15 protein-coding genes and 2 tRNA genes are annotated in these 20105 nt (G+C 66.7%); 3 read left to right on the forward strand and 14 right to left on the reverse strand.

The genetic code is table 11. From position 1 onward, the window contains the following. Positions 1–170: 170 nt before the first annotated feature. From cphA to bcaP, 5 genes are all read right to left on the reverse strand, one after another. Complete coding sequence (cphA, locus tag LO55_RS21300) at positions 171–2804, reverse strand: cyanophycin synthetase (RefSeq protein WP_071363020.1); 2634 nt, start codon at positions 2802–2804, stop codon at positions 171–173. A gap of 89 nt (positions 2805–2893) precedes the next feature. Beyond that, entirely contained in the window at positions 2894–4348 is a 1455-nt protein-coding gene (locus tag LO55_RS21305; RefSeq protein ID WP_083415494.1) for an iron-containing redox enzyme family protein, read from the reverse strand. A 146-nt stretch (positions 4349–4494) separates the two neighbouring features. Further along, positions 4495–6270 carry a thiamine pyrophosphate-requiring protein gene (locus LO55_RS21310; RefSeq protein WP_071363022.1) on the reverse strand — a complete coding sequence of 592 codons (1776 nt, stop codon included), beginning with the start codon at positions 6268–6270 and terminating at the stop codon, positions 4495–4497. 95 nt (positions 6271–6365) lie between these two features. Next, positions 6366–6980 carry an isochorismatase family protein gene (locus LO55_RS21315; RefSeq protein WP_071363023.1) on the reverse strand — a complete coding sequence of 205 codons (615 nt, stop codon included), beginning with the start codon at positions 6978–6980 and terminating at the stop codon, positions 6366–6368. Between the two features lie 111 nt (positions 6981–7091). Then, complete coding sequence (gene bcaP / locus LO55_RS21320; protein WP_071363024.1) at positions 7092–8489, reverse strand: branched-chain amino acid transporter BcaP; 1398 nt, start codon at positions 8487–8489, stop codon at positions 7092–7094. Between the two features lie 373 nt (positions 8490–8862). Between bcaP and LO55_RS21325 the strand changes: the two genes are divergently transcribed. Continuing rightward, positions 8863–10872: a GGDEF domain-containing protein gene (locus LO55_RS21325; protein ID WP_229410206.1), complete on the forward strand. Its 2010-nt coding sequence runs from the start codon at positions 8863–8865 to the stop codon at positions 10870–10872. Here LO55_RS21325 and LO55_RS21330 read toward each other — a convergent pair. After that, complete coding sequence (locus tag LO55_RS21330) at positions 10869–12863, reverse strand: MHYT domain-containing protein (protein ID WP_071363025.1); 1995 nt, start codon at positions 12861–12863, stop codon at positions 10869–10871. The genes LO55_RS21325 and LO55_RS21330 overlap by 4 nt on opposite strands. Positions 12864–13006: 143 nt before the next feature. Between LO55_RS21330 and LO55_RS21335 the strand changes: the two genes are divergently transcribed. After that, positions 13007–13636, forward strand: a complete 630-nt coding sequence (locus LO55_RS21335; protein WP_071363026.1) for a class I SAM-dependent methyltransferase — start codon at positions 13007–13009, stop codon at positions 13634–13636. 92 nt (positions 13637–13728) lie between these two features. Here the strand turns inward: LO55_RS21335 and LO55_RS21340 are convergent, their stop codons facing one another. From LO55_RS21340 to LO55_RS21365, 7 genes are all read right to left on the reverse strand, one after another. After that, the gene (locus LO55_RS21340) at positions 13729–14175 is read right to left on the reverse strand and encodes an STY0301 family protein (protein WP_071363027.1); all 447 of its coding nucleotides are present in this window, start codon (positions 14173–14175) and stop codon (positions 13729–13731) included. Positions 14176–14187: 12 nt separating this feature from the next. After that, on the reverse strand, positions 14188–14625 hold the full coding sequence (locus LO55_RS26055; RefSeq protein ID WP_083415495.1) for a BPSL0067 family protein: 438 nt from the start codon (positions 14623–14625) through the stop codon (positions 14188–14190). Positions 14626–15105: 480 nt separating this feature from the next. After that, a tRNA-Val gene (locus LO55_RS21345) sits at positions 15106–15180 on the reverse strand. Between the two features lie 163 nt (positions 15181–15343). Beyond that, positions 15344–15418: transfer RNA gene (locus tag LO55_RS21350), tRNA-Val, on the reverse strand. A 37-nt stretch (positions 15419–15455) separates the two neighbouring features. Beyond that, positions 15456–16163, reverse strand: coding sequence for a DNA polymerase III subunit epsilon (gene dnaQ / locus LO55_RS21355; RefSeq protein ID WP_071363028.1), 708 nt, complete (start codon positions 16161–16163; stop codon positions 15456–15458). Positions 16164–16236: 73 nt separating this feature from the next. Next, positions 16237–16704: a ribonuclease HI gene (gene rnhA, locus LO55_RS21360; RefSeq protein WP_005670352.1), complete on the reverse strand. Its 468-nt coding sequence runs from the start codon at positions 16702–16704 to the stop codon at positions 16237–16239. After that, positions 16682–17470: a class I SAM-dependent methyltransferase gene (locus tag LO55_RS21365; protein ID WP_005670350.1), complete on the reverse strand. Its 789-nt coding sequence runs from the start codon at positions 17468–17470 to the stop codon at positions 16682–16684. Before LO55_RS21365 ends, rnhA begins: the two co-directional genes overlap by 23 nt. 26 nt (positions 17471–17496) lie before the next feature. Between LO55_RS21365 and gloB the strand changes: the two genes are divergently transcribed. After that, positions 17497–18297, forward strand: a complete 801-nt coding sequence (gloB, locus tag LO55_RS21370) for a hydroxyacylglutathione hydrolase (RefSeq protein WP_071363029.1) — start codon at positions 17497–17499, stop codon at positions 18295–18297. A gap of 49 nt (positions 18298–18346) precedes the next feature. Here gloB and aceB read toward each other — a convergent pair whose 3' ends face one another. Next, on the reverse strand, positions 18347–19936 hold the full coding sequence (gene aceB / locus LO55_RS21375; RefSeq protein ID WP_071363030.1) for a malate synthase A: 1590 nt from the start codon (positions 19934–19936) through the stop codon (positions 18347–18349). Between the last annotated feature and the right edge of the window lie 169 nt (positions 19937–20105).

A 20105-nucleotide genomic window follows, 5' to 3' on the forward strand; every position in this document is an offset into this window, starting at 1 on the left:
TTGTTTGACAACTTTTACGGATGAGCCGTTAATGCGACTCCGACCCTAGTTGTCCGCAAAGCTATTGGCCAATAATTCGACACTGACCCTCATTGATTGCTGGGCGAATTTGGGAAATTGCCCAACAATTTTACGCTGACCCTCATTGAGGGACGGCCAGGGCGACCGAGTCAGGTGGTTTGGGCGGCGATCAGGTCGGCGCTTTCGGGGTCGGTGGCGCGGATGGCGTCGACGAAGACCTGGAGCGACGAGCCGCAGGCGAAGACCAGGACGTCGCCCGGCTCGCACAGGCTCAGGCCCAGGCGGATGGCGTTGCCTACCTCGAGTTCGCGGTGCAGGGTGTCCGTCAGGCCGACTGCTTCTTCGGCGCCGGCCAGGATCAGGTCGACCGCTTCGCCCACCGCGCGGCCGCGGCTTTGCGATTCGTAGACCACCAGTTCGTCGAAGCGGGCGCCGCATACTTTGCCTACCTCGCGCAGGTCGCTGTCGCGGCGGTCGCCGGGGGCGGTCACGATGCCGACCAGTTGGCCCGGAAGCATGCCGCGCGCCATGTCGGCCATGGCGGCGTAGGCGGCTGGATTGTGGGCGTAGTCGACGATCACCGTCACGCCGCGCACGTCGAACATATTCGTGCGCAGCGGGTTGGTGCGGCCGTTCGACACGAAAGTGGACAGGCCGGCGGCGATCTGCAGGTGGCTGAAGTCGGACGCCATCAGGGCCGCCGCAGCGGCCAGCGCATTGGCGATGTTGAAGCGGGCCAGGCCGCCGAAGGCCACCGGCATGCTTTCGACCTTGATCACCGCCTGCTGGATATGGCCGTCCGCGATCACCACCGCGCCGTCCTGCAGATAGGCGCCGCGGCCGCCGTCTTCCAGGTGCTTGAGCAGCACCGGGTTTTCGGCATCCATCGAGAAGAACAGCACTTCGGCGCCCGGCTTGACGCGGCGCGCCATCTGCACGCACAGCGCGTCCTCGGCGTTGAGCACCACCGCCTTCGACGCCGATTGCGCCACCACCGCCTTCACCTGCGCCAGGTCCTCGACCGTGTCGACGCCGTCCAGGCCCAGGTGGTCGGCCGCGATGTTCAACACCACCGCCACGTCGCAGCGGTCATACGCCAGGCCGCGCTTGAGGATGCCGCCGCGCGCCGTCTCCAGCACCGCGATCTCCACTTCCGGCGCGTGCAGCACCGTGCGCGCCGACCAGTAACCGGTGCAGTCGCCCTTCACCACCTGCTTGCCGTCGATGAAAACGCCCTCGGTGGTGGTCACGCCGGTGACGCGCCCCGCCATGCGCGCCGCATGCGCGACCAGCAAGGTGGTGGTGGTCTTGCCATTGGTGCCGGTCAGCGCGATCACCGGGATGCGGCCATCGGAAGCGCCCATCAGGCCATCGACGATCGCCTCGCCGGCGTCGCGCGCCTCGCCCGCGCTCGGATACTGGTGCATGCGGATGCCGGGCGCCGCATTGACTTCGATGACGGCGCCGCGCTGCGCCGCCAGCGGCTGGCCGATGTCCTCGCACACGATGTCGATGCCGGCCACGTCCAGGCCGATCTTGCTCGCCGCACGCACGCACAACAGGCGCGTCGTATCGGGCAGCAGGTCGGTCACGTCTTCGGCGGTGCCGCCGGTCGACAGGTTGGCGTTGCCGCGCAACTCGGCCACCACGCCCACGGGCAGCACGCTGTCGAACTCGAAGCCCTGGCGCGACAGCATGTCGGCCGCGTGCTCGTCGAGCGCGATCCGGGTCAGGATCGTCGCGTGGCCGGCGCCGCGCGCCGGATTGGCGTTCTCGATCTCGACCAGCTCGCGGATGGTCTTGACGCCGTCGCCCACTACATGGGCCGGACGGCGGCGCGAGGCCGCGGCCACGCGCCCGCCGGCGACCAGCACGCGATAGTCGCAGCCCTTCACATGGCGCTCGACGATGATGCGGCGCCCGTACTGGCGCGCGAACTCGAAGGCGCGCGCGACGTCGTCCGGCGTATTGCAGTCGACCGTCACGCCCTTGCCCTGGTTGCCGTCCAGCGGCTTCAGGGTCACCGGCCCGTTCAGGCGGCGCGCCGCGCGCTGGGCCGACTCCACGGTGGTGACCACGTCGCCTTCCGGCACCGGCACGCCGGCTTCCTTCAGCAAGGCCTTGGTCAGCTGCTTGTCGCTGGCGATCTTCACGGCGATGAAGCTGGTGTCGCCGGTGGTCGTGGCCTGCAGACGTTTTTGCCGGACGCCCCAGCCCAGCAGGAACAGATTGGCTTCGTCGGTGATGCGCTGCACCGGAATGCCGCGCTCCTGCGCCGCCGCGATCACCGCGGCGGTGCTGGTGCCGATCGCATAACGTCCGGCGATCTCGCGCAGCTCTTCCAGGCGCGGCCCCAGCTCGAAACCTTCGCCGTGCGCCAGCGCCGTCACCAGGTCGAGCGCCAGGTCGAACGCCGGCTCGGCCAGCTTTTCGCAGCTGTAGGCGCACACGATGCGGAACTGCCCCGGACGGCCGTTCACCGGCCGCGTGCGGCCAAAGCTGGCCGGCGCGCCGGCCAGGGTTTGCAGTTCCAGGGTCACGTGCTCGATCACGCGGCCCAGGTAGGTGCCTTCGCGCAGGCGCTGGGCGAAGCCGCCGGGCTGGCCGGCGGGCAGGCGCTCGCCGTGCAGCGACGGCAGCAGCTCGAGCAGCGCGTGGTTGAAGCCGGGCAGGTCCTTGGTGGACTTGCCGTACAGGTCCTGCAGGTCGACCACCGATAGCAGGCATGGCGAATCGGCGTGGACGTTCGGTCCGCGCAGGAAGCGTTGTTCGAGGATTTGCACGTGTGATTTCCTTGTAATAGTCTTATTTGTAGCCACGGCCGGCACGCGCTCTCTATCGCGTGCCGGCCGTTTGTCGCAGTGCGGGCGCTTCAGGCGTCGAACAGTTGCGTGTACATGCGGGTGGCCATCAGGCCCACCGCCGTATGGTGAATCTCCGGCGACAGCAGGCGGCCCAGCAGCTGCATCGCCTCCTGCTTGCCGTTGGCCGCCGCCACCTGCTGCTCCAGCAGGCGCAGCTCGTTATTGGCGTCGGCATCGTCCAGGTTGGCGTGGCGGCGGATCAGGCCGCGCACCGGATGCGCATGGCTGCGCTGCGCCCCCTGCCCCAGCTGATCCAGGGTGCGCTGGCGCGCGCGCGCGGTGAGCACGCGCTGGGCGCTGGCCGGCTTGCCGTCGGCGGTCGAGGTGATCCAGTCGCGCAGCACCTGCAATTCGTAGGCGTTGAACACGCCGAACATCTCGGCCCGCTCGCCTTCGACCAGGCGCCAGAAGCGGCTGTGCTCGACGTCCTCGCCGCGCTTGATCCAGCCGGCGCCTTCGAGGGCGGCCAGGAAGGCCGGGATCTGCGCCGGGTCGGTCAGCCAGTCGTTGACCGAGCGGCCGGCCACGCGGCAGTAATCCGAATGCATGTTCTTGCCCACGCCGCTCTTGGCGGCCAGGATGCCGACCAGTTCGGATTGCAGGTCGAATTCGCCGATCACCGAGGTGGTGCTGGCGCCCAGTTCGTTCAGGCGGTAGCCGTCGACCACGCGCTGCCAGAAGGCTTCGCGGTCGCCGACCTTCGGCATCAGGTCGTGCACCGCCTGCACCGCCTTGCGCGCATGGCCGCTGGCGGCGTTATCGACCGTCACGTGCAGGGTGAAGTAATACGGGTCGATGCCCAGTTCGTTCAGCTCATAGGACGTGATCAACAAGTGCAGCGGCAGCTGTTCGTAGCCCAGGTTGTAGCCGACGACTTCGGGCAGGAAGTGCTCGGCGTGGTGGCCCAGCGCCAGCTGCAGCGCGCCTTGCAGGAAGTGGTCGTCGCCCAGGTCTTCCCAGCTTTCGCAGCCGTGGGTGGCCAGCAGCTTGCGGTACAGCGTCACATGGTTCTTGTCCGGCAGGCCGTCGCCCAGTTCTTCGAGATAGGTCTTGATCAAGGGGTGGAAGGCGACGTCGTCCCACTGGCGCGTCAAGCCATACAGCCAGGCGCCGTCGACCAGCTTGGTCGGGGCCACGCCCTTGATGAAGTACAGCGCATGCGCGCGGCACGAGAAATAGCGGCGCGGCGCGCCGTTCTTGCGCGCCGCGAGGTAGTCGCGGTACTGCTGGCCGACGATCTCGGTGCGCTGTTCGATCCAGGCCTGCAGCTGATCCAGGTTCGCGGGCAGGTCGGACGGCAGCTCGCGCGCGACTGCGATCTGCGCGGCCACGAAGTCCTTGGCCTGCTGGGGCGTCGCTGACGGATCGGCGTACAGCGAAAAGTACAGGTCCTTCGCGCCTTCTGCGGTGGCAAGGGGCGCGGTCTCGACGCGCGGCGCGTCGGCTAACAACATTGGTGTCATGTCTCGCATCGTGAAGTGTCCCATGGACGATTACCGACATTATCCAAGCTGGACCATGTTGCGAAAATCGGTAGGCGCGCTGCGAGGATGTAAGAGAGGGATTACAAAATAATATCTCGCAGCGCAGCAATCGCTTGCCAATTTGCTTATGCCGATGCGTCGCCACCCTGCTGGCGCATGCCGCGTTCGACGTCGGCCGCCTCGGGATCGCCCTTCTCTTGCGCCTGCCGATATTTCTCGGCCTGGGCATCGACGATGTGCGGCGGGAATGGCGGAATATTCGGATCGGACAGCACTTCGAGCACGAACGGCCGGCCGGCCGCCAGGGCCTGGTCCCAGGCCGCTCCGAGCGCGTCCGGATCGTCGACCCGCACGCCGTCCAGCCCCAGCATGCGCGCATACTCGGCATACGAGAAGTCGGGCAGTTGCTGCGACGCCTCGTACTTCGGCTCGCCCTGCATGCCGCGCTGTTCCCAGGTCACGAAGTTCAGGTCGCGGTTGTTCAGCACCAGCACCACGAGCGTGGGATTGGCCCAGTCGCGCCAGTGGCGCGCGATCGTGATCAGGCCGTTCATGCCGTTCATCTGCATCGCGCCGTCGCCGGCCAGGGCGATCACCGGCCGTCCCGGATGCGCCATCTTGGCCGCCATCGCATACGGCACGGCGGAACCCATGGTCGCCAGGCCGCCCGACAGCGACGCCATCATCCCGCGCCGCAGGCGCAGGTGCAGCGCATACCAGGCCGACACCGAGCCCGAATCGCCGGTCAGGATCACGTCTGACGGCAGGCGCGGCGACAGCTCGCTGAAGGCGTGCTGCGGGTTGACCGGCTTGCCCGGCTGGCGCGCGCGTTCGTCCAGCACGCGCCAGCTCTCGGCCACGTTCGACTCGATGCGCGCGCGCCAGGAGCGGTCGTCCTTGCGCCGCAACAGCGGGATCAAGGCGCGCAGGGTCGCGCGCGCATCGCCCGCCAGGTTCACGTCCATCGGATAGCGCAGGCCGAGCATGGTCGCGTCGACGTCGATCTGCACCGCCTTCACGCTGCCTTCCTGCGGCAGGAATTCGGCGTACGGGAAGCTGGAGCCGACCATCAGGAGCGTGTCGCATTCCTTCATCATCGCGTCGCTGGCCTGGGTGCCGATCATGCCGATGGTGCCGGTGCAGAACGGCAGGTCGTCCGGCACCACGGCCTTGCCCAGCAGCGCCTTGGCGATGCCGGCGCCGAGCAGTTCGGCCGCCTCGACCAGTTCGTCCAGCGCGCCATGGGCGCCGGCGCCGGCCAGGATCGCGACCCTGTCGCCGGCATTGAGCAGGTCGGCGGCGGCGCGCAGCGCTTCAAGCGGCGGCACCGCCGCCTCCAGTGCGGCGCCGACGCCCGAGAAGGTGTTGCCGTGTTCGCGCGGCGGATGCGGCACCGCGTCTTCTTCCTGCAGATCGTTGGGGATGATGATGCAGGTCACGCAGCGCCGCGCCCGGGCGATCCGGAATGCGCGGTCGATCAGGTGGCGCACCTGGGCGGCGTCGGTCGCCATCTGCACGAACTCGCCCGCCACGTCCTTGAACAGCGTGACCAGGTCGACCTCTTGCTGGTAGTGGGCGCCGAGCGCGGAGCGCTGCTGCTGGCCGACGATGGCGACCACCGGCTGGTGATCGAGCTTGGCGTCGTACAGGCCATTGAGCAGGTGGATGGCGCCGGGACCGGAAGTCGCCAGGCATACGCCCACCTCGTTGGTGAACTTCGCGTGGCCGCAGGCCATGAAGGCCGACATCTCTTCGTGGCGGCTCTGGACGAATTCGATCGCGTCCTGGCGCCCGAAGGCGGCCAGGATGCCGTTGATGCCGTCGCCCGGATAGCCATAGACGCGCTGCACGCCCCATTGCCCGAGACGCTCGATCAGGAAATCTCCTACGGTGCTGGTCATGCCGGTGTCCTTTCGCAAAGATGGAAAGGCGATCCTAGGACGACCCTGCAGGGACTACCGTGCGCCAGCGTCCAGAGGGGCGCAATCGCGCGGCGTCAAAGACGCGCGCCCAACTCCACGTCGGCCACCAGGCCATGCTCCGACAGCCGCACCGGCACCGCGCCGGCGCCCAGCATGCGGGTCATCGCATGGTCGCCGTCGCCGGGCTGGACGTCGACCGCCCGCATGGCCTCGGCGACGATCAGGATCTCGAAGTCGGCCAGGCCGTCGAGCACGGTGTTGAGCACGCAATAATCGGTGGCCAGGCCGCACACCGCGAGACGCCGGATGCCGCGCGCGCGCAGCGCCGGGGCCAGCCCGGTGCCGCTGAAGGCGGAATACGCATCGACCTCGACCGTGTCGGCCTTGGACACCACGCTGACGTCGTCCGGCAGCGCCAGTTCGGAAGAAAAGCCGGCGCCTTCGGTGCCGGCCACGCAATGCGGCGGCCACGGGCCGCCCTGGCCGGCGAAGGAGCAATGCAGTTCGGGATGCCAGTCGCGCGAAGCATAGACCGGCAGCGCACGCGCCCGGTACAGGTCGATCAGGCGGTTGATCGGCGCGATGACCTGGTCGCCATGCGGGACGCCCAGTTTGCCGCCGGGAAGGAAGTCGACCTGCAGGTCGACGATCAGGAGGGCATCGCCCTGGCCGAGCACGATGGCGCTCATGAGACATCTCCACTTCGAGGACGCGCACGCGGCGTCAAAGATGGCAGATTAACATGAAGCGCCGGCGAGGGCGAGGCGGCGGGCCGGAATGGCCCGCCGTGTGGAGCGGGATTACTGCGGCTTGTTCAGCAGCGAGCGCTGGCGTGCATAACCGAAGTAGACGGCGGCGCCGATCGCCAGCCAGATGGCGAACGCCAGCCAGGTATGCCAGCTCAGGAAGGACATCAGCGCCAGGCAGAACACGATCGCCAGGCCCGGGATCACCGGCACGCCAGGGCAGCGGAAGGCGCGCGGCAGGTCCGGACGCTTCTTGCGCAGCACGATCACGGCGATCGAAACCAGGGTGAAGGCGGCCAGGGTGCCGATGTTCACCAGCTCGGCCAGCACGTTCAGCGGCACCACGGCGGCGATCAGGCCGAAGATGATGCCCACCAGCCAGGTGGCGAAGAACGGGGTGCCGTATTTCGGATGCACGGTCGACAGTTTCGACGGCAGCAGGCCGTCGCGCGACATGGCGAACAGGATGCGGGTCTGGCCGTAGGCCATCACCAGGATCACGGTGCTCATGCCCAGGATGGCGGCCAGGTCGACGAAGCCGGCGACCCAGTTCTCGCCCGCCACCTGCAGCGCCAGCGAGACCGGGTGGTCGACGCCCTTGAAGTCCAGGTGCGGCACGATGCCGGTCATGATCGCGGCGACCACGACGTACAGGATGGTGCCGACCACCAGCGAACCGATGATGCCGATCGGCAGGTCACGCTTCGGGTTCTTGACTTCCTCGGCGGCCGAGGTGACGGCGTCGAAGCCGATGAAGGCGAAGAACACCAGCGCGGCGGCGCTCATCACGCCACCCATGCCGTAGGGCATGAACGGCTCCCAGTTCTCCGGACGGACGTGGCCGACGCCGACGGCGATGAACAGCAGCACGACGCCGGTCTTGATGATGACCATGACGTTGTTGACGCGCGCCGATTCGCGCATGCCCAGCGACAGCATCGCGGTCAGCGCGATCATGATCAGGAAGGCCGGCAGGTTGAACAGGGTGTCGACGCCGGGGCGGGCGCCCGGGGCGGCGGTCAGCGCGTCCGGCAGCACCAGGCCGAAGCCCGACATCAGCGACTGGAAATAACCGGACCAGCCGACCGCGACGGTCGAGGTGGCCAGGCCGTACTCGAGCAGCAGGTCCCAGCCGATCATCCAGGCGACGAATTCGCCCAGGGTGGCGTAGCTATAGGTATAGATCGAGCCGGCAACCGGCACGGTCGAGGCGAACTCGGCGTAGCACAGGGCGGCGAAGCAGCAGGCCATGGCGGCCACGATGAAGGAGATGGTCAGCGCGGGGCCGGCGGTGACGGCGCCCGTGCCGGTGAGCACGAAAATACCGGTGCCGACGATGGCGCCAATACCGAGCAGGATCAGGTCGGTCGGGCCGAGCACCTTTTTGAGTCCGCCCGGCTTGGCGCTGGCCGCCAGCATGGCATCCAGATTCTTGGTTCTAAAAATACTCACTACGTGTTCTCCAATCAAATAGGTGTGTGGTCCCGCGTCTTGTCATTGCGCCGTGCCCGCAGGTCGTGCGGGCACGCTCTCGAGATCCTGCCTGTTGGGCCGGCATGCCTGACTTGAAACCGCTTTTGCTGCACCTGCAAACCGTCAACTTTTTGCAGACGTGCTAATATAACCAGAATGCTGTTGCGAATCAAAGCAATCTGACAAATCTTCTGCAATTTACATGCCGGCAGGGAATTTCTGCTTCTTGAACACAGCCGTTGCGTAAACATCGCAGCCGAGGCCCCCGCGCTTGATTTCCTCAAATCAACATTCGATAATGGGCTGACCCGTCCCGCCCCGCCCTCGCTGCCACGCCCTCGATCCCGCCACCATGACTGTTCCCAATGGACGCCCGTCCCGATTCACGCTGGCGCTCGCGAGTGGCGCACTGCTGGCCATGCTCGCCGGGCCGGCGCCGGCGGCCTTGCAGCCGCATGCGCGGCTGGACGAGATCGCGGCCATGGCCGAGCACGATAATGCGCAGGCACGCGCCATCCTGGTGCAGGAAGGCCCGAAACTGATCGCCGGCGCACCCTACGCGGTGCGCATCCATTACCTGCGCCTGTTGCGACGGATCCAGGCCGATGCCGGGAACTTCCGCGACGCCTTCGAAACCAACGAGCTTATCATCGGCCTGGCCGAGGCCGAACGCGATCCGCTCAATCTCGCGCTGGCCAGCCTGGCGCGGGTGCTGCGCCTGATCGAGAACAACGATCCGGCCGCGGCCCTCGGCCAGCTCGAGGCCCTTGACGCACGCTACCGCAAGCTGGGCAGTCTCGAATTCAGCGCCAGCTCCGAAGGGCTGCACGGCATGGCCTACAGCGCGCTCGGCCAGCACGACCGCGCGTTGCGCCACTTCCTGCGCGCGCTCGACATGGTGCGGCGCCATCCGGACCTGTGGAGCCCGCGCGAAGCCGACATCCGGCTGGCGCTGGCGCGCATGTACGTCAACGCGCGCGATCCGGTCCGGGCGCTCGAGACACTGCGCGAGATCCGCGCCGGCGCGACCCGGCTGCCGCCGCGCACCGCTGCCGCCGTTCACTTTTTCGAGGGTCGGGCCCTGGTGGTGCAGGACGAGCTCGAGGCCGCCCAGCAAGCCTTCGGGCGCGCGCTCGAGCTGGCCCATGCCCACCAGCTGATCGCGCTCGAAGCGAATGTGCTGGGCAATATCGCCGGCGCCCACCTGAAAGCAGGCCGCTACCAGCAAGCCGAGGAAGCGGCGCGTGCCGCCCTGGTCCCGGCCGAGCGCAGCGAAGACCGGATCAGCCTGCAGATGGCGAAGGCCAATCTCGGCTTCGCCCTGTTCGGCCAGGGCCGCCAGCGCGAAGGCTTGCAGCAGGTCGACGCGGTGATCGCAGCGATGCGCAAGGCCGGCGCCATGTCGACCGTCGGCCGCTTGCTGGCCGAGAAGAGCCAGGCGCTGGAAACCGCCGGACGCTTCCGCGAAGCCCTGGCCACGACGCGCGAACGCGAAGCCGTGATCCAGGAACTGGCGCTCGATGAACGCAACAAGGCGATCTCGGCGCTGCAAGAACAGTTCAAGGCGCGCGAGCGCGCCGCCCAGATCGCCGCCCTGCGCCAGGAGAACGCCGTCAAGGATGCCGAGCTGCGCCACCGCAGCCTGCTCCAGACCGCCGCGTCGCTGGGGGCGTCGCTGGCATTGTTCCTGTGCGCCGGCGTGCTGTGGATGTACCGCAAATCGGTGCTCACCGGCCGCCGCCTTTCCGAACTGAACGACGAGCTGGCCTACCGCTCGGCGCACGATCCGCTCACCGGTCTGTTCAACCGGCGCTCCTTCCTCGACCGCATGCGCAGCCGCACCGGCGAAGCGCCGCCGCGCCTGGACTCCGCCGACTGCTTCACCCTGCTCGACATCGACCACTTCAAGCGCATCAACGACGAGCATGGCCACGCGGCAGGCGACGCGGTGCTGGTCGAAGTCGGCAAACGCCTGCGCGCCGCGATGCGCGAATCGGACATGGTGCTGCGCTGGGGCGGAGAAGAATTCCTGGTGTATTCGCAGGGCGTCACCCAGGAGCAGCGCCCGCTGCTGGTCAAGCGCATCCTGGACGCGATCGCCGCCACGCCGATCATGCTGGAAGACGGCAGCGCGCTCCGGGTCAGCGCCACCGCCGGCGCGGTGTCGCTGCCGTTCGCGCCGGATGGCGAGCGCGCCGGCGCGCAAGCCGCGGTCCAGCCCGACTGGGAGCAGGCGATCGCGCTGGCCGACCGCGCGCTGTACAAGGGCAAGGAGGCGGGCCGCAACCGCGGCTATCTGGTGGCCGGCCTGCGCCGTCCGGAAGGCGGCCTGGAACTCGACCTGGTGCTGCCGGGCGCTTAAAGCGAACGCAGCAGGTTGCGGCGGGCGACGATCGCCGCCACCGTCTGCAGCAAGGTCGCCGGGGCCACCGGCTTGGCCAGGTAGTCGTCGAATCCCGCTTCCAGCGCGCGCTGCTGGTCTTCGCGCCGCGAGAACGCGGTCAGGGCGATGGCCGGCACGCCCGCGATCTCGCGATCCGGCAGCGAGCGGATGCGGCGGATCATCTCGAAACCATCCACCAGCGGCATGCCGATGTCGCTGATGACGAGGTCGGGCCGGCGCGCCTCGACCAGGCGCAGCGCCTCGCGCGCGCCGGTGGCGGTCAGGATCGTGGCGTCGCTGGCGGCCAGCACCTGCTGCACCAGTTCCAGCGAATCGAGTTCGTCGTCGATCACCAGCACCGTCATGCCGGCCAGCTCGGGCGGCGTCAGCGGCAGGCCGGCGAGGGGCTCCAGCCGCGCCGCCGGCGCCGCGCCGGGCGCGGCCAGCGGCAGGTGCAGGGTGAAGGTGGCGCCCTGCCCTTCGCCGCGGCTGGCCACGCTGATCGCGCCGCCCTGCAGCTCGACCAGCTGGCGCGCGATCGCCAGGCCCAGCCCCAGGCCGCCGTGACGCCGCGCCGACGAGGAATCGGCCTGGCGGAAGCGATCGAACACATAGGGCAGGAATTCGGGCGCGATGCCGGCGCCGGTGTCGGCCACGTCGATCGCCACCGCGCGCTCGTCGCCTTCGCCATCCATCCGCAGCGTGACCGTCACCACGCCGCCCGGCTCGGTGAACTTGATGGCGTTCGACAGCAGGTTCGACATCACCTGCTGCATGCGCGCCAGGTCGCCGCGCACCGGGCGGGCGCCGTGGTCGATGCTGGCGTTCAGGGCGATGCTGCGCGCCAGCGCCGCCGGACGCGCGGTCTCGAGCGCCGCGTTGACGAAATCCTGGGGCTGGATCGGGGCCGCGTCGATCCGCACCTTGCCGGCCAGCAGGCGGCTCATGTCGAGCATGTCTTCGATCAGCTGCGACTGGGCGCGCGCGTTGCGCTCGATGGTTTCCAGGCCGCGGCGCAGCATGGCGCCGTCGCGGTGGCCCTGCAACAGCAGCTGCGACCAGCCGAGCATGGCGTTGAGCGGCGTGCGCAGCTCGTGCGACAGGGTGGCGAGGAACTCGTCCTTCATCTGGCTGACGTGCTCGGCCTCGACGCGGGCGCGCTGCTCGTCGAGATACAGTTGCTGGCGCTCGGCCGCCGCCTGCAGCGATTCGGCGATCGTGCGGTTGCGCGCATCCAGGCGCGCGTCGAAGATGGTGGCCAGCAGCGCGATGCTGAGCAGGGCCACGGTGGCCACCGTGACCAGGGCCGCCAGGTGATCCTGGTCGACGCCGCCGAGCGCGGCGCGGCACACGCTGCCGGCCTCGAAGTGGGCGGCGGCCATGCCCGTATAGTGCATGCCGGAGATCGCGCCGCCCATGATGACGCTGGCCGCGAGCTGCACGGCGCGCCGCGCGCCGCCGCGGCCGTGATCATCCTCGCGCAGGCGCAGGCCGAGCTGCAGCGCCAGCGCCGAGGCGCCAATCGCGATCGCGACCGACAGCGCGAACAGCCAGGGGGTGTAGGTGATGGCGGGGTCCATGCGCATGCCGGCCATGCCGGTGTAGTGCATGGCGTTGATGCCCAGGCCCATCAGGATGGCGCTCCAGACCAGCTGGCGGCGCCGGAATTCGCGGTGCCGCACATGCCACAGCGCCAGGCCGGACGCGACCACCGGCAGCAGCCAGGAGACGAAGGTGATCAGGGGATCGTAGCCGACCGGGATCGGCAGGCGGAAGGCCAGCATGCCGATGAAGTGCATGGCCCAGATGCCGCTGCCCATCGCCAGCGCGCCGCCGGCAATCCAGAAGTATGGCGCGCGGCCCTGGGCCTGGCGCACCCGCATCGCCAGGCTGAGGGCCGTGTACGACGCCAGGATGGCCACCATGATCGACACGACGACCAGCAGCGGCTCGTAATACCCGTTCACCATTCTATCCCGCTCTTTTTGGATTCCTGTTTTATGATCGGCCTGACGGCGCGCCGCATGCCGGCCGGAGCCAGTGTACACGACCTGGCGGTCGATATCGGGTACGCTTGCACGGCCCGTTCAACGCCTCTTCAGAAGGAAATGCCTTGTCCGACGAACCGACGACCGCCGCGCCTGTCGCCCATGAGCGCCGCGCCCTGCTGCACGGCGCCGCCGTGCTGGCCGGCCTGGCGCTGGCCCCGGCCACGATCCGGCCCGCGCTCGCCGAGCGCCCCCTGCCCAAGGTGCCGTATGTGACGACCCCGCAGGACATCGTCGACCGCATGCTGTCGATGGCGAAGGTCGGCCGCGGCGACGTGGTATACGACCTCGGCTGCGGCGACGGCCGCATCGTGATCTCGGCCGCCCGCAAGTATGGCGCGCGCGGCGTCGGCATCGATCTCGATCCCGACCGCATCCGGGAGGCGCATGCCAACGCGCGCGCGGCCGGGGTGCAGGATCGCGTGCGTTTTCGCCAGGCCGACCTGTTCCGCACCGATTTCAGTCCGGCCAGCGTGGTCATGCTGTACCTGCTGTTCGAGGTCAACCTGCGGCTGATGCCGCAGCTATGGCGCCAGTTGCGGGTCGGCGCGCGCGTCGTCTCGCACGATTTCCACATGGGCGCGCAATGGCCGCCGGAGCAAATCGTGCGCGTGCGCGACAAGACGCTGTATGCGTGGACGATCACGGAGGAGCTCAAGCAGGAGATCGAGCAAAAGCGTCGAGCGCAACCTTGACCAGCGCCAGCCGGCTCGCCGCAACTCCACGGCCTTGTTGCGGCGATATGTCGGACGGGCCGCAGCGATGACGAAGACGACGGCCGCACGCCCTACTTGCACGAAATGGCCGACATGGCATACGGCGGGTTGGCTTTCGAGTCTGTTTCACGCCGATAGGTAACGGTACATTCCTTTGTCGCGCTCGGCAACTTCTGGGCCAGATATACATTGTCTCCGTACGTACAGACCATCCATTTCTCCAGCTGATCGGCGACGCCCCCGGTCAGCGAGAACTTGTGCTCCACCGTGTCGCTCTTCTGGATAACATCACCCTTGAGCACGCCTTCCTGCTCCAGTGGCCCAAGGCGGGCGCCTGCACTGTCGAGCTTCAGCTTGATGTCCGGCAGGTAGGCTCCAGCCCAGCCAGGGGGGGCTTGGACTTTAATCTGGTCGGACATGACTGCCGGAGGACAGACAATGCGCTGTTCAGCTTTCGCCGAACCACAGGACATGCCCACAGCGACACAGGCTACAACGTATAGCAGGTTCAGGTGCATTGGACTCTCCGGTCAGCGTGCAATGGTGTAAAGGGCTTCGGCATTATTGGAGATATCGGGGAAGTCCCCGTTCGAATACATACCACCCCGCCGATACACCGTACGCCTTGCGATCCTGGGCTTTGCCCGCCACTGATCCATCAGGGCTATGCCCATGACACTACAACGACCTGCACTTGTCTTTGCGGCGCAGCTGGTAACCACGCCGTCGTAGAAACCCGCATGCTTGTGGGCTCCAGTGGGATACCTGCCATTCACAAAGGTAGCAACGGCAGTTCCCTGCTCAATATGCCCACCGCGCTCCAGTATGTCGATAACGCGCTCCCCAGGCCTCCAGGTCGATGTATGACCCACGTGCGGAAGAAAGTGTTGGACGAGACGGACACATTCCCCGTTCTCTACTTGATCCTTGCCCTGAAGGGCAGAAACGTTCTGATAAACGTGCGGCATTGAAGTCCCCGAGGTCGCAATACGTCGATGGTATCTGCCGACAGGAAACCTACTCTGAGCAAGCCGACGTTGACCTGATTTTGGTGGCGCTGTACCCGCGATCTGTTGATGGCCCCGAGCGCAATACGCTGCAGCTGCTGGATAGAAGTGGCTCGCCCGCCGTCGAGCGCCCGCTGGCGCCTTCGGCGCCGGAGCGCCCCGGTCGACGGCGCTGGGACAACGACCCGGTGCGCGCTGCCTGGGCGTGGATCAAGCCGGGTTGGGCAGCCCTGCGCGTTGGTCGCTCAGGCAGATCGCTCAGTGGCCGAAAGACAGCTCACTGCCAGCAAACTCGCAATACAGGCGCTGCAATGAGGAAGCACATCTGACCGCTGGAACAAGGCCGCGACGGGGGATAGGAAGGTGGACCGGGATTCATGGCAACGAGTACAGCACAAACGCAAAACGCCCGCATGGCGCGGGCGTTTCGAAGAATCCTGTTGGTGGGAAGTGCAAGTTTCGAACTTGCGACCCCTGCAGTGTGAATGCAGTGCTCTACCCCTGAGCTAACCTCCCAACGAGGCCGTATTATGCCATAGAGTCTTGATTATTCCAAATGGCAATCGACCAACTTATTTGTACCGATGCCGTGATCTCGAAAGAAACACGGCCAGGCAGCGGTACCTGCCACGTTCGCCGAAAACAAAAGGCCAGCATTGCTGCTGGCCCTTGCGAATTCTGGTGGGAAGTGCAAGTTTCGAACTTGCGACCCCTGCAGTGTGAATGCAGTGCTCTACCCCTGAGCTAACCTCCCGAAGCGAGGCGTATTATGGCACAGAATCACTGTCTCGTCACCCCTGCGGAGAATAATTCCTCCACACGCAGCTGCCTTTCACGTTCTTGTCGAGGCCGACCAGCACGTCGTCGTGCGCCGCGAGTTCGTCGGCGCTGGCCGCGACCACGATGATCTCGCCCAGCGGCACCACTTCGAGCGCGTCGCCGGCGTTCGCGCTTTCGACTTCGACGTCCATCGTCAGCGAGTTCTGGCCGCGGGTCATCGCCAGGTAGACGTCGGCCAGCAGCTCCGAGTCGAGCAGCGCGCCGTGCAGCTTGCGGTGCGCGTTCGAGATCTCGTAGCGGTCGCACAGCGCGTCCAGCGAATTGCGCTTGCCGGGATGGAGTTCCTTGGCGTGCACCAGGGTGTCGATCACGCCGCTGCAGTGCTCGACGAACGGCGGCAGGCCGATGCGGGTGAATTCGTGGTTCAGGAAGCCCAGGTCGAACGGCGCGTTGTGGATGATGACCTCGGCGCCCTGCACGAACTCGCGCAATTCTTCGGCGATCTCATGGAACTTCGGCTTGTCGCTCAAGAACTCGGTGGTCAAACCGTGGACGGCGAGCGCCGCCTCGTCCGACTCGCGCTCGGGATTGATATAGCGATGAAAATTATTGCCGGTGAGCTTGCGGTTGAAGATTTCGACGCAGCCGACCTCGATGATGCGGTCGCCCGTGCGAGGATTCAGGCCGGTGGTTTCAGTGTCGAGGACGATCTGGCGCATGATGTTCTACTTAATGAAATGAAGCGGACCGAAGTATAACAAAGCCCGCCCTTGCCTTCCGGCGATGAAAGGCTCAGCGCCGCACCGAGGCGGCGCCGCGATTGGCCAGCACGTCGGCCCGCTCGTTGCCCGGGTGGCCGTTGTGGCCGCGCACCCAGCGCCATTCGACGGCGTGCTGCTGCTGCGCCTGGTCGAGCGCCTTCCACAAGTCGTCGTTCTTGACCGGTTCCTTGGCCGCCGTCTTCCAGCCGCGCGCCTTCCAGCCGTGGATCCATTCCGAGATCCCCTTCTGCACGTACTGGCTGTCGGTGTGCAGCACGACCTTGCACGGACGGTTCAGGACGCCGAGCGCCTCGATCACGGCGCGCAATTCCATGCGGTTATTGGTGGTGTTCGGCTCGCCGCCGAAGATTTCCTTCTCGTGGCCGTTCGAGACCAGGAGCGCGCCCCAGCCGCCCGTGCCTGGATTGCCCTTGCACGCGCCGTCGGTATAAATCTCGACCTGCGTCGCGCTCACTTCATTCGCTTGTTGTTCGCTCATTCCTGTTCGCTGCCGGCACTGCCGCCGGCCGCTTGCTCGCTTTCTTGTTCCATGCGGGACCGATGATGTGCATGCCCTTGACCCGCTTGATCGCATGCACCACGTAGACCGCGCCGAGATACGGCCACCAGCGCGCGCCCGCCGATTCCATCATCGCGAAGCGGCTGAGCCAGTGGGCCGTGCGGCACGGCGGGGCGTAGCAGCCAAAATGGCTGCGCGTCACGCCCAGGTTCAGCAATTTTAGCCAGTCTTTGAGACGCGGCAAAGAAATGAATTCGCCGGACTCGGGCAGGTAGTCGCTCTGCGTGACGCGCCGGAAGCCCTGGCGCATGCCCCACAGGCTGGCCGGGTTGAAGCCGCAGATGATCACCTGCCCCTCCGGAATCAAGACCCGCTCGACTTCGCGCAAGACCTGGTGCGGCTCGAGCGCGAACTCCAGCACGTGCGGCAGCACCACCAGGTCGATGCTGCTGGTGGCGAACGGCAGCTCCTCGAAGTCGACCGCGACCGCGATCTGCTTGCCGCCCGCGGCGAACGCGAGTTCGTCCGCATGCGCCGTGCGCGTCGCCGCCTGCCACTTATTGGGCATGCGGCTGGCCGCCAGCGCATCGAGCTGGGGCACGCCGATCTGCAGCGCGTTGAAGCCGAAGATATCCACCGTGAGCTCGTCCAGGCAAGCCTGCTCGAACGCGCGCACGTAGGCGCCCGCCGGCGATTGCAGCCAGTTGTCGAGCGCTATAATGGATTTTTCGGATGCGCTATCCATGCCACCTCTTTGACCCACGGTTCACCATGACGACTCTTCCCCGCACTCAGCTGGCGGTATTGACGCTTCCTGCCTTTAAAGACAATTATCTCTGGCTCATTCACGACGGCAGCAACGCGGCCATCGTCGACCCTGGCGAGGCCGGACCGGTCAAGGCCGCCCTGGCCGCGCACAAGCTGCGCCTGACCGCCATTTTACTCACCCATCATCATGCTGACCATATCGGGGGTGTGCCGGGCTTGCTCGAGGACTGGGACGTGCCCGTGTTCGGACCGCGCGACGACGGCATCGCGCTGGTGACGCATCCGCTCGGCGAAGGTGAACGCATCGCGGTGCCGGGGCTGGATCTTGCCCTTGACGTGCTGGACGTGCCGGGCCATACGCTGGGCCACATCGCCTACGTGCGGCGCGACCCGGGCGCCCACTGGCTGTTCTGCGGCGACACGCTGTTCGGCGCGGGCTGCGGGCGGCTGTTCGAAGGCACGCCGCGCCAGATGATGGACTCGCTCGAGAAATTCACGACGCTGCCGGACGAGACGCTGCTGTATTGCGCGCACGAGTATACGCTGTCGAACCTGCGCTTCGCCCAGGCGGTCGAGCCGGGCAATGCCGCGCTCGATGCGCGCGTGCTGGCCGATGGCGCCCGGCGCGAGGCCGGCCAGCCGACGATCCCGTCGACGATCGCGCTCGAGAAGGCGACCAATCCCTTCCTGCGCTATCGCCTGCCGCGCATCGCGCACAGCCTGGTCGACGCCGGCCGCCTGCAGCCCGAGGCGACGCCGGCCGACACCTTCGCGGCGCTGCGCGAGTGGAAGAATACGTTCTGAACGAGGCCGCCCCGACGCGTGGACGGCCAGGGCCGCCCACGCGGATGCATCAGATCTCTTCGTACAACGGCAAGGTCAGGAACTCGGCGAATTCGTCCGAGGTCGACATCTGTTCGAAGATCACCGCCGCGCGCTCGTAGCTCGCATGGGTGCCGTCGGCCGCCACCACCTTCACCTTGTCCAGCTCCTCGGGAATCATCGCCCGCACCATGTCCGCCGTGACCTTGCGGCCATCGTCCAGCACACCCTTCGGCGAACGGATCCACTGCCACACCTGCGAGCGGCTGATCTCGGCCGTCGCCGCGTCTTCCATCAGGTTGTGGATCGGCACGCAGCCATTGCCGGCCAGCCAGGCGCCCAGGTAGTGGATGCCGACATTGATGTTGTAGCGCAGGCCGGCTTCGGTGATCGGCGTCTCGGGCTGGAAATCGAGCAATTGCGCGGCCGTCACCTCGACATCCGGACGCTGCTTCTCGAACTGGTTGGGCCTGTCGCCCAGCACCTTGGTGAACTCTTCCATCGCCAGCCCGACCAGGCCGGGGTGCGCGACCCAGCCGCCGTCATAGCCATCCGTGGCATCGCGCGCCTTGTCGGTGCGCACGCCGCCCATCGCGATCTCGTTTTTCTCGGGATCGTTCTTGATCGGAATCAGGGCCGACATGCCGCCGATGGCCGGCGCGCCGCGCCGGTGGCAGGTCTTGAGCAGCAGCAGCGCATAGGCGCGCATAAACGGCGCCGTCATCGTCACCTTGGCGCGGTCGGCCAGGCAGAAGTCGCGGTCATGCTTGAACTTCTTGATGCACGAGAAGATGTAATCCCAGCGGCCGGCGTTCAGGCCGGCGCTGTGCTCGCGCAACTCGTACAGGATCTCGTCCATCTCGAAGGCGGCAAGAATGGTCTCGATCAGCACCGTGGCCTTGATCGTGCCCTGCGGCAGGCCCAGCGCGTCCTGGGTCATCACGAACACGTCGTTCCACAGGCGCGCTTCGAGGTGCGATTCCAGCTTCGGCAGGTAAAAGTACGGACCGGCCCCGCGCGCCAGCAATTCCTTCGCGTTGTGGAACATGAACAGCGCGAAATCGACGATGCCGCCCGAGACGCGCTGGCCGTCGACCAGCACGTGCTTTTCGTCCAGGTGCCAGCCGCGCGGACGCACGATCAGGGTCGCCACCTTGTCCTTCAACTGGTAGGACTTGCCGTTCTGCTCCAGCGAAATGGTTTTGCGGACTGCATCGAACAGGTTGACCTGGCCCTGGATCTGGTTGTCCCAGTTCGGCGTGTTCGAATCCTCGAAGTCGGTCATATAGCTGTCGGCGCCCGAATTGAGGGCGTTGATGACCATCTTGCGCTCGACCGGGCCGGTGATTTCGACGCGCCGGCAAGCCAGCGCAGGCGGGATCGGCGCGATCCGCCAGTCGCCGTCGCGGATATGGGCGGTCTCGGATAAAAAGTCCGGACGTTCGCCGGCGTCGAGCCGGCGCGCCCGCTCTGCGCGTGCGGCCAGCAATTCCTGGCGGCGCGGGGCGAAGGCGCGCGCCAGCCGGACCACGAGTTCGAGGGCTTCCGGGACCAGGATGTTTTCGTAGCCGGGCTTGATTTCGCCCGTGATCTGCATGCCGGCGGGGATGGTGAGGGACATAGAGCCTCCTGAGTTTGATGAACAATGCGTGCGACGCCGCGCCCGCCACGGGCGCTTCTTGGCGTTTGTCTTTGCATCAAGTATATTCACCTGAATAGCGCTAAACCATACAAATTCTCACAGCATCCGTGTGTTTTTGTATCAAATAAGAGGCGGGAACGGGTAAAGA

The sequence above is a fragment of the Massilia timonae genome (assembly GCF_001866515.1).
GTDB lineage: Bacteria > Pseudomonadota > Gammaproteobacteria > Burkholderiales > Burkholderiaceae_D > Telluria > Telluria timonae.

Coding starts and splice junctions, on each gene's coding strand:
- LO55_RS21305 (WP_083415494.1), bottom strand. CDS start 4,348: ATGACACCAATGTTGTTAGCCGACGCGCCGCGCGTCGAGACCGCGCCC.
- LO55_RS21310 (WP_071363022.1), bottom strand. CDS start 6,270: ATGACCAGCACCGTAGGAGATTTCCTGATCGAGCGTCTCGGGCAATGG.
- LO55_RS21315 (WP_071363023.1), bottom strand. CDS start 6,980: ATGAGCGCCATCGTGCTCGGCCAGGGCGATGCCCTCCTGATCGTCGAC.
- LO55_RS21325 (WP_229410206.1), top strand. CDS start 8,863: ATGACTGTTCCCAATGGACGCCCGTCCCGATTCACGCTGGCGCTCGCG.
- LO55_RS21330 (WP_071363025.1), bottom strand. CDS start 12,863: ATGGTGAACGGGTATTACGAGCCGCTGCTGGTCGTCGTGTCGATCATG.
- LO55_RS21340 (WP_071363027.1), bottom strand. CDS start 14,175: ATGCACCTGAACCTGCTATACGTTGTAGCCTGTGTCGCTGTGGGCATG.
- LO55_RS26055 (WP_083415495.1), bottom strand. CDS start 14,625: ATGCCGCACGTTTATCAGAACGTTTCTGCCCTTCAGGGCAAGGATCAA.
- dnaQ (WP_071363028.1), bottom strand. CDS start 16,163: ATGCGCCAGATCGTCCTCGACACTGAAACCACCGGCCTGAATCCTCGC.
- rnhA (WP_005670352.1), bottom strand. CDS start 16,704: ATGAGCGAACAACAAGCGAATGAAGTGAGCGCGACGCAGGTCGAGATT.
- LO55_RS21365 (WP_005670350.1), bottom strand. CDS start 17,470: ATGGATAGCGCATCCGAAAAATCCATTATAGCGCTCGACAACTGGCTG.
- gloB (WP_071363029.1), top strand. CDS start 17,497: ATGACGACTCTTCCCCGCACTCAGCTGGCGGTATTGACGCTTCCTGCC.
- aceB (WP_071363030.1), bottom strand. CDS start 19,936: ATGTCCCTCACCATCCCCGCCGGCATGCAGATCACGGGCGAAATCAAG.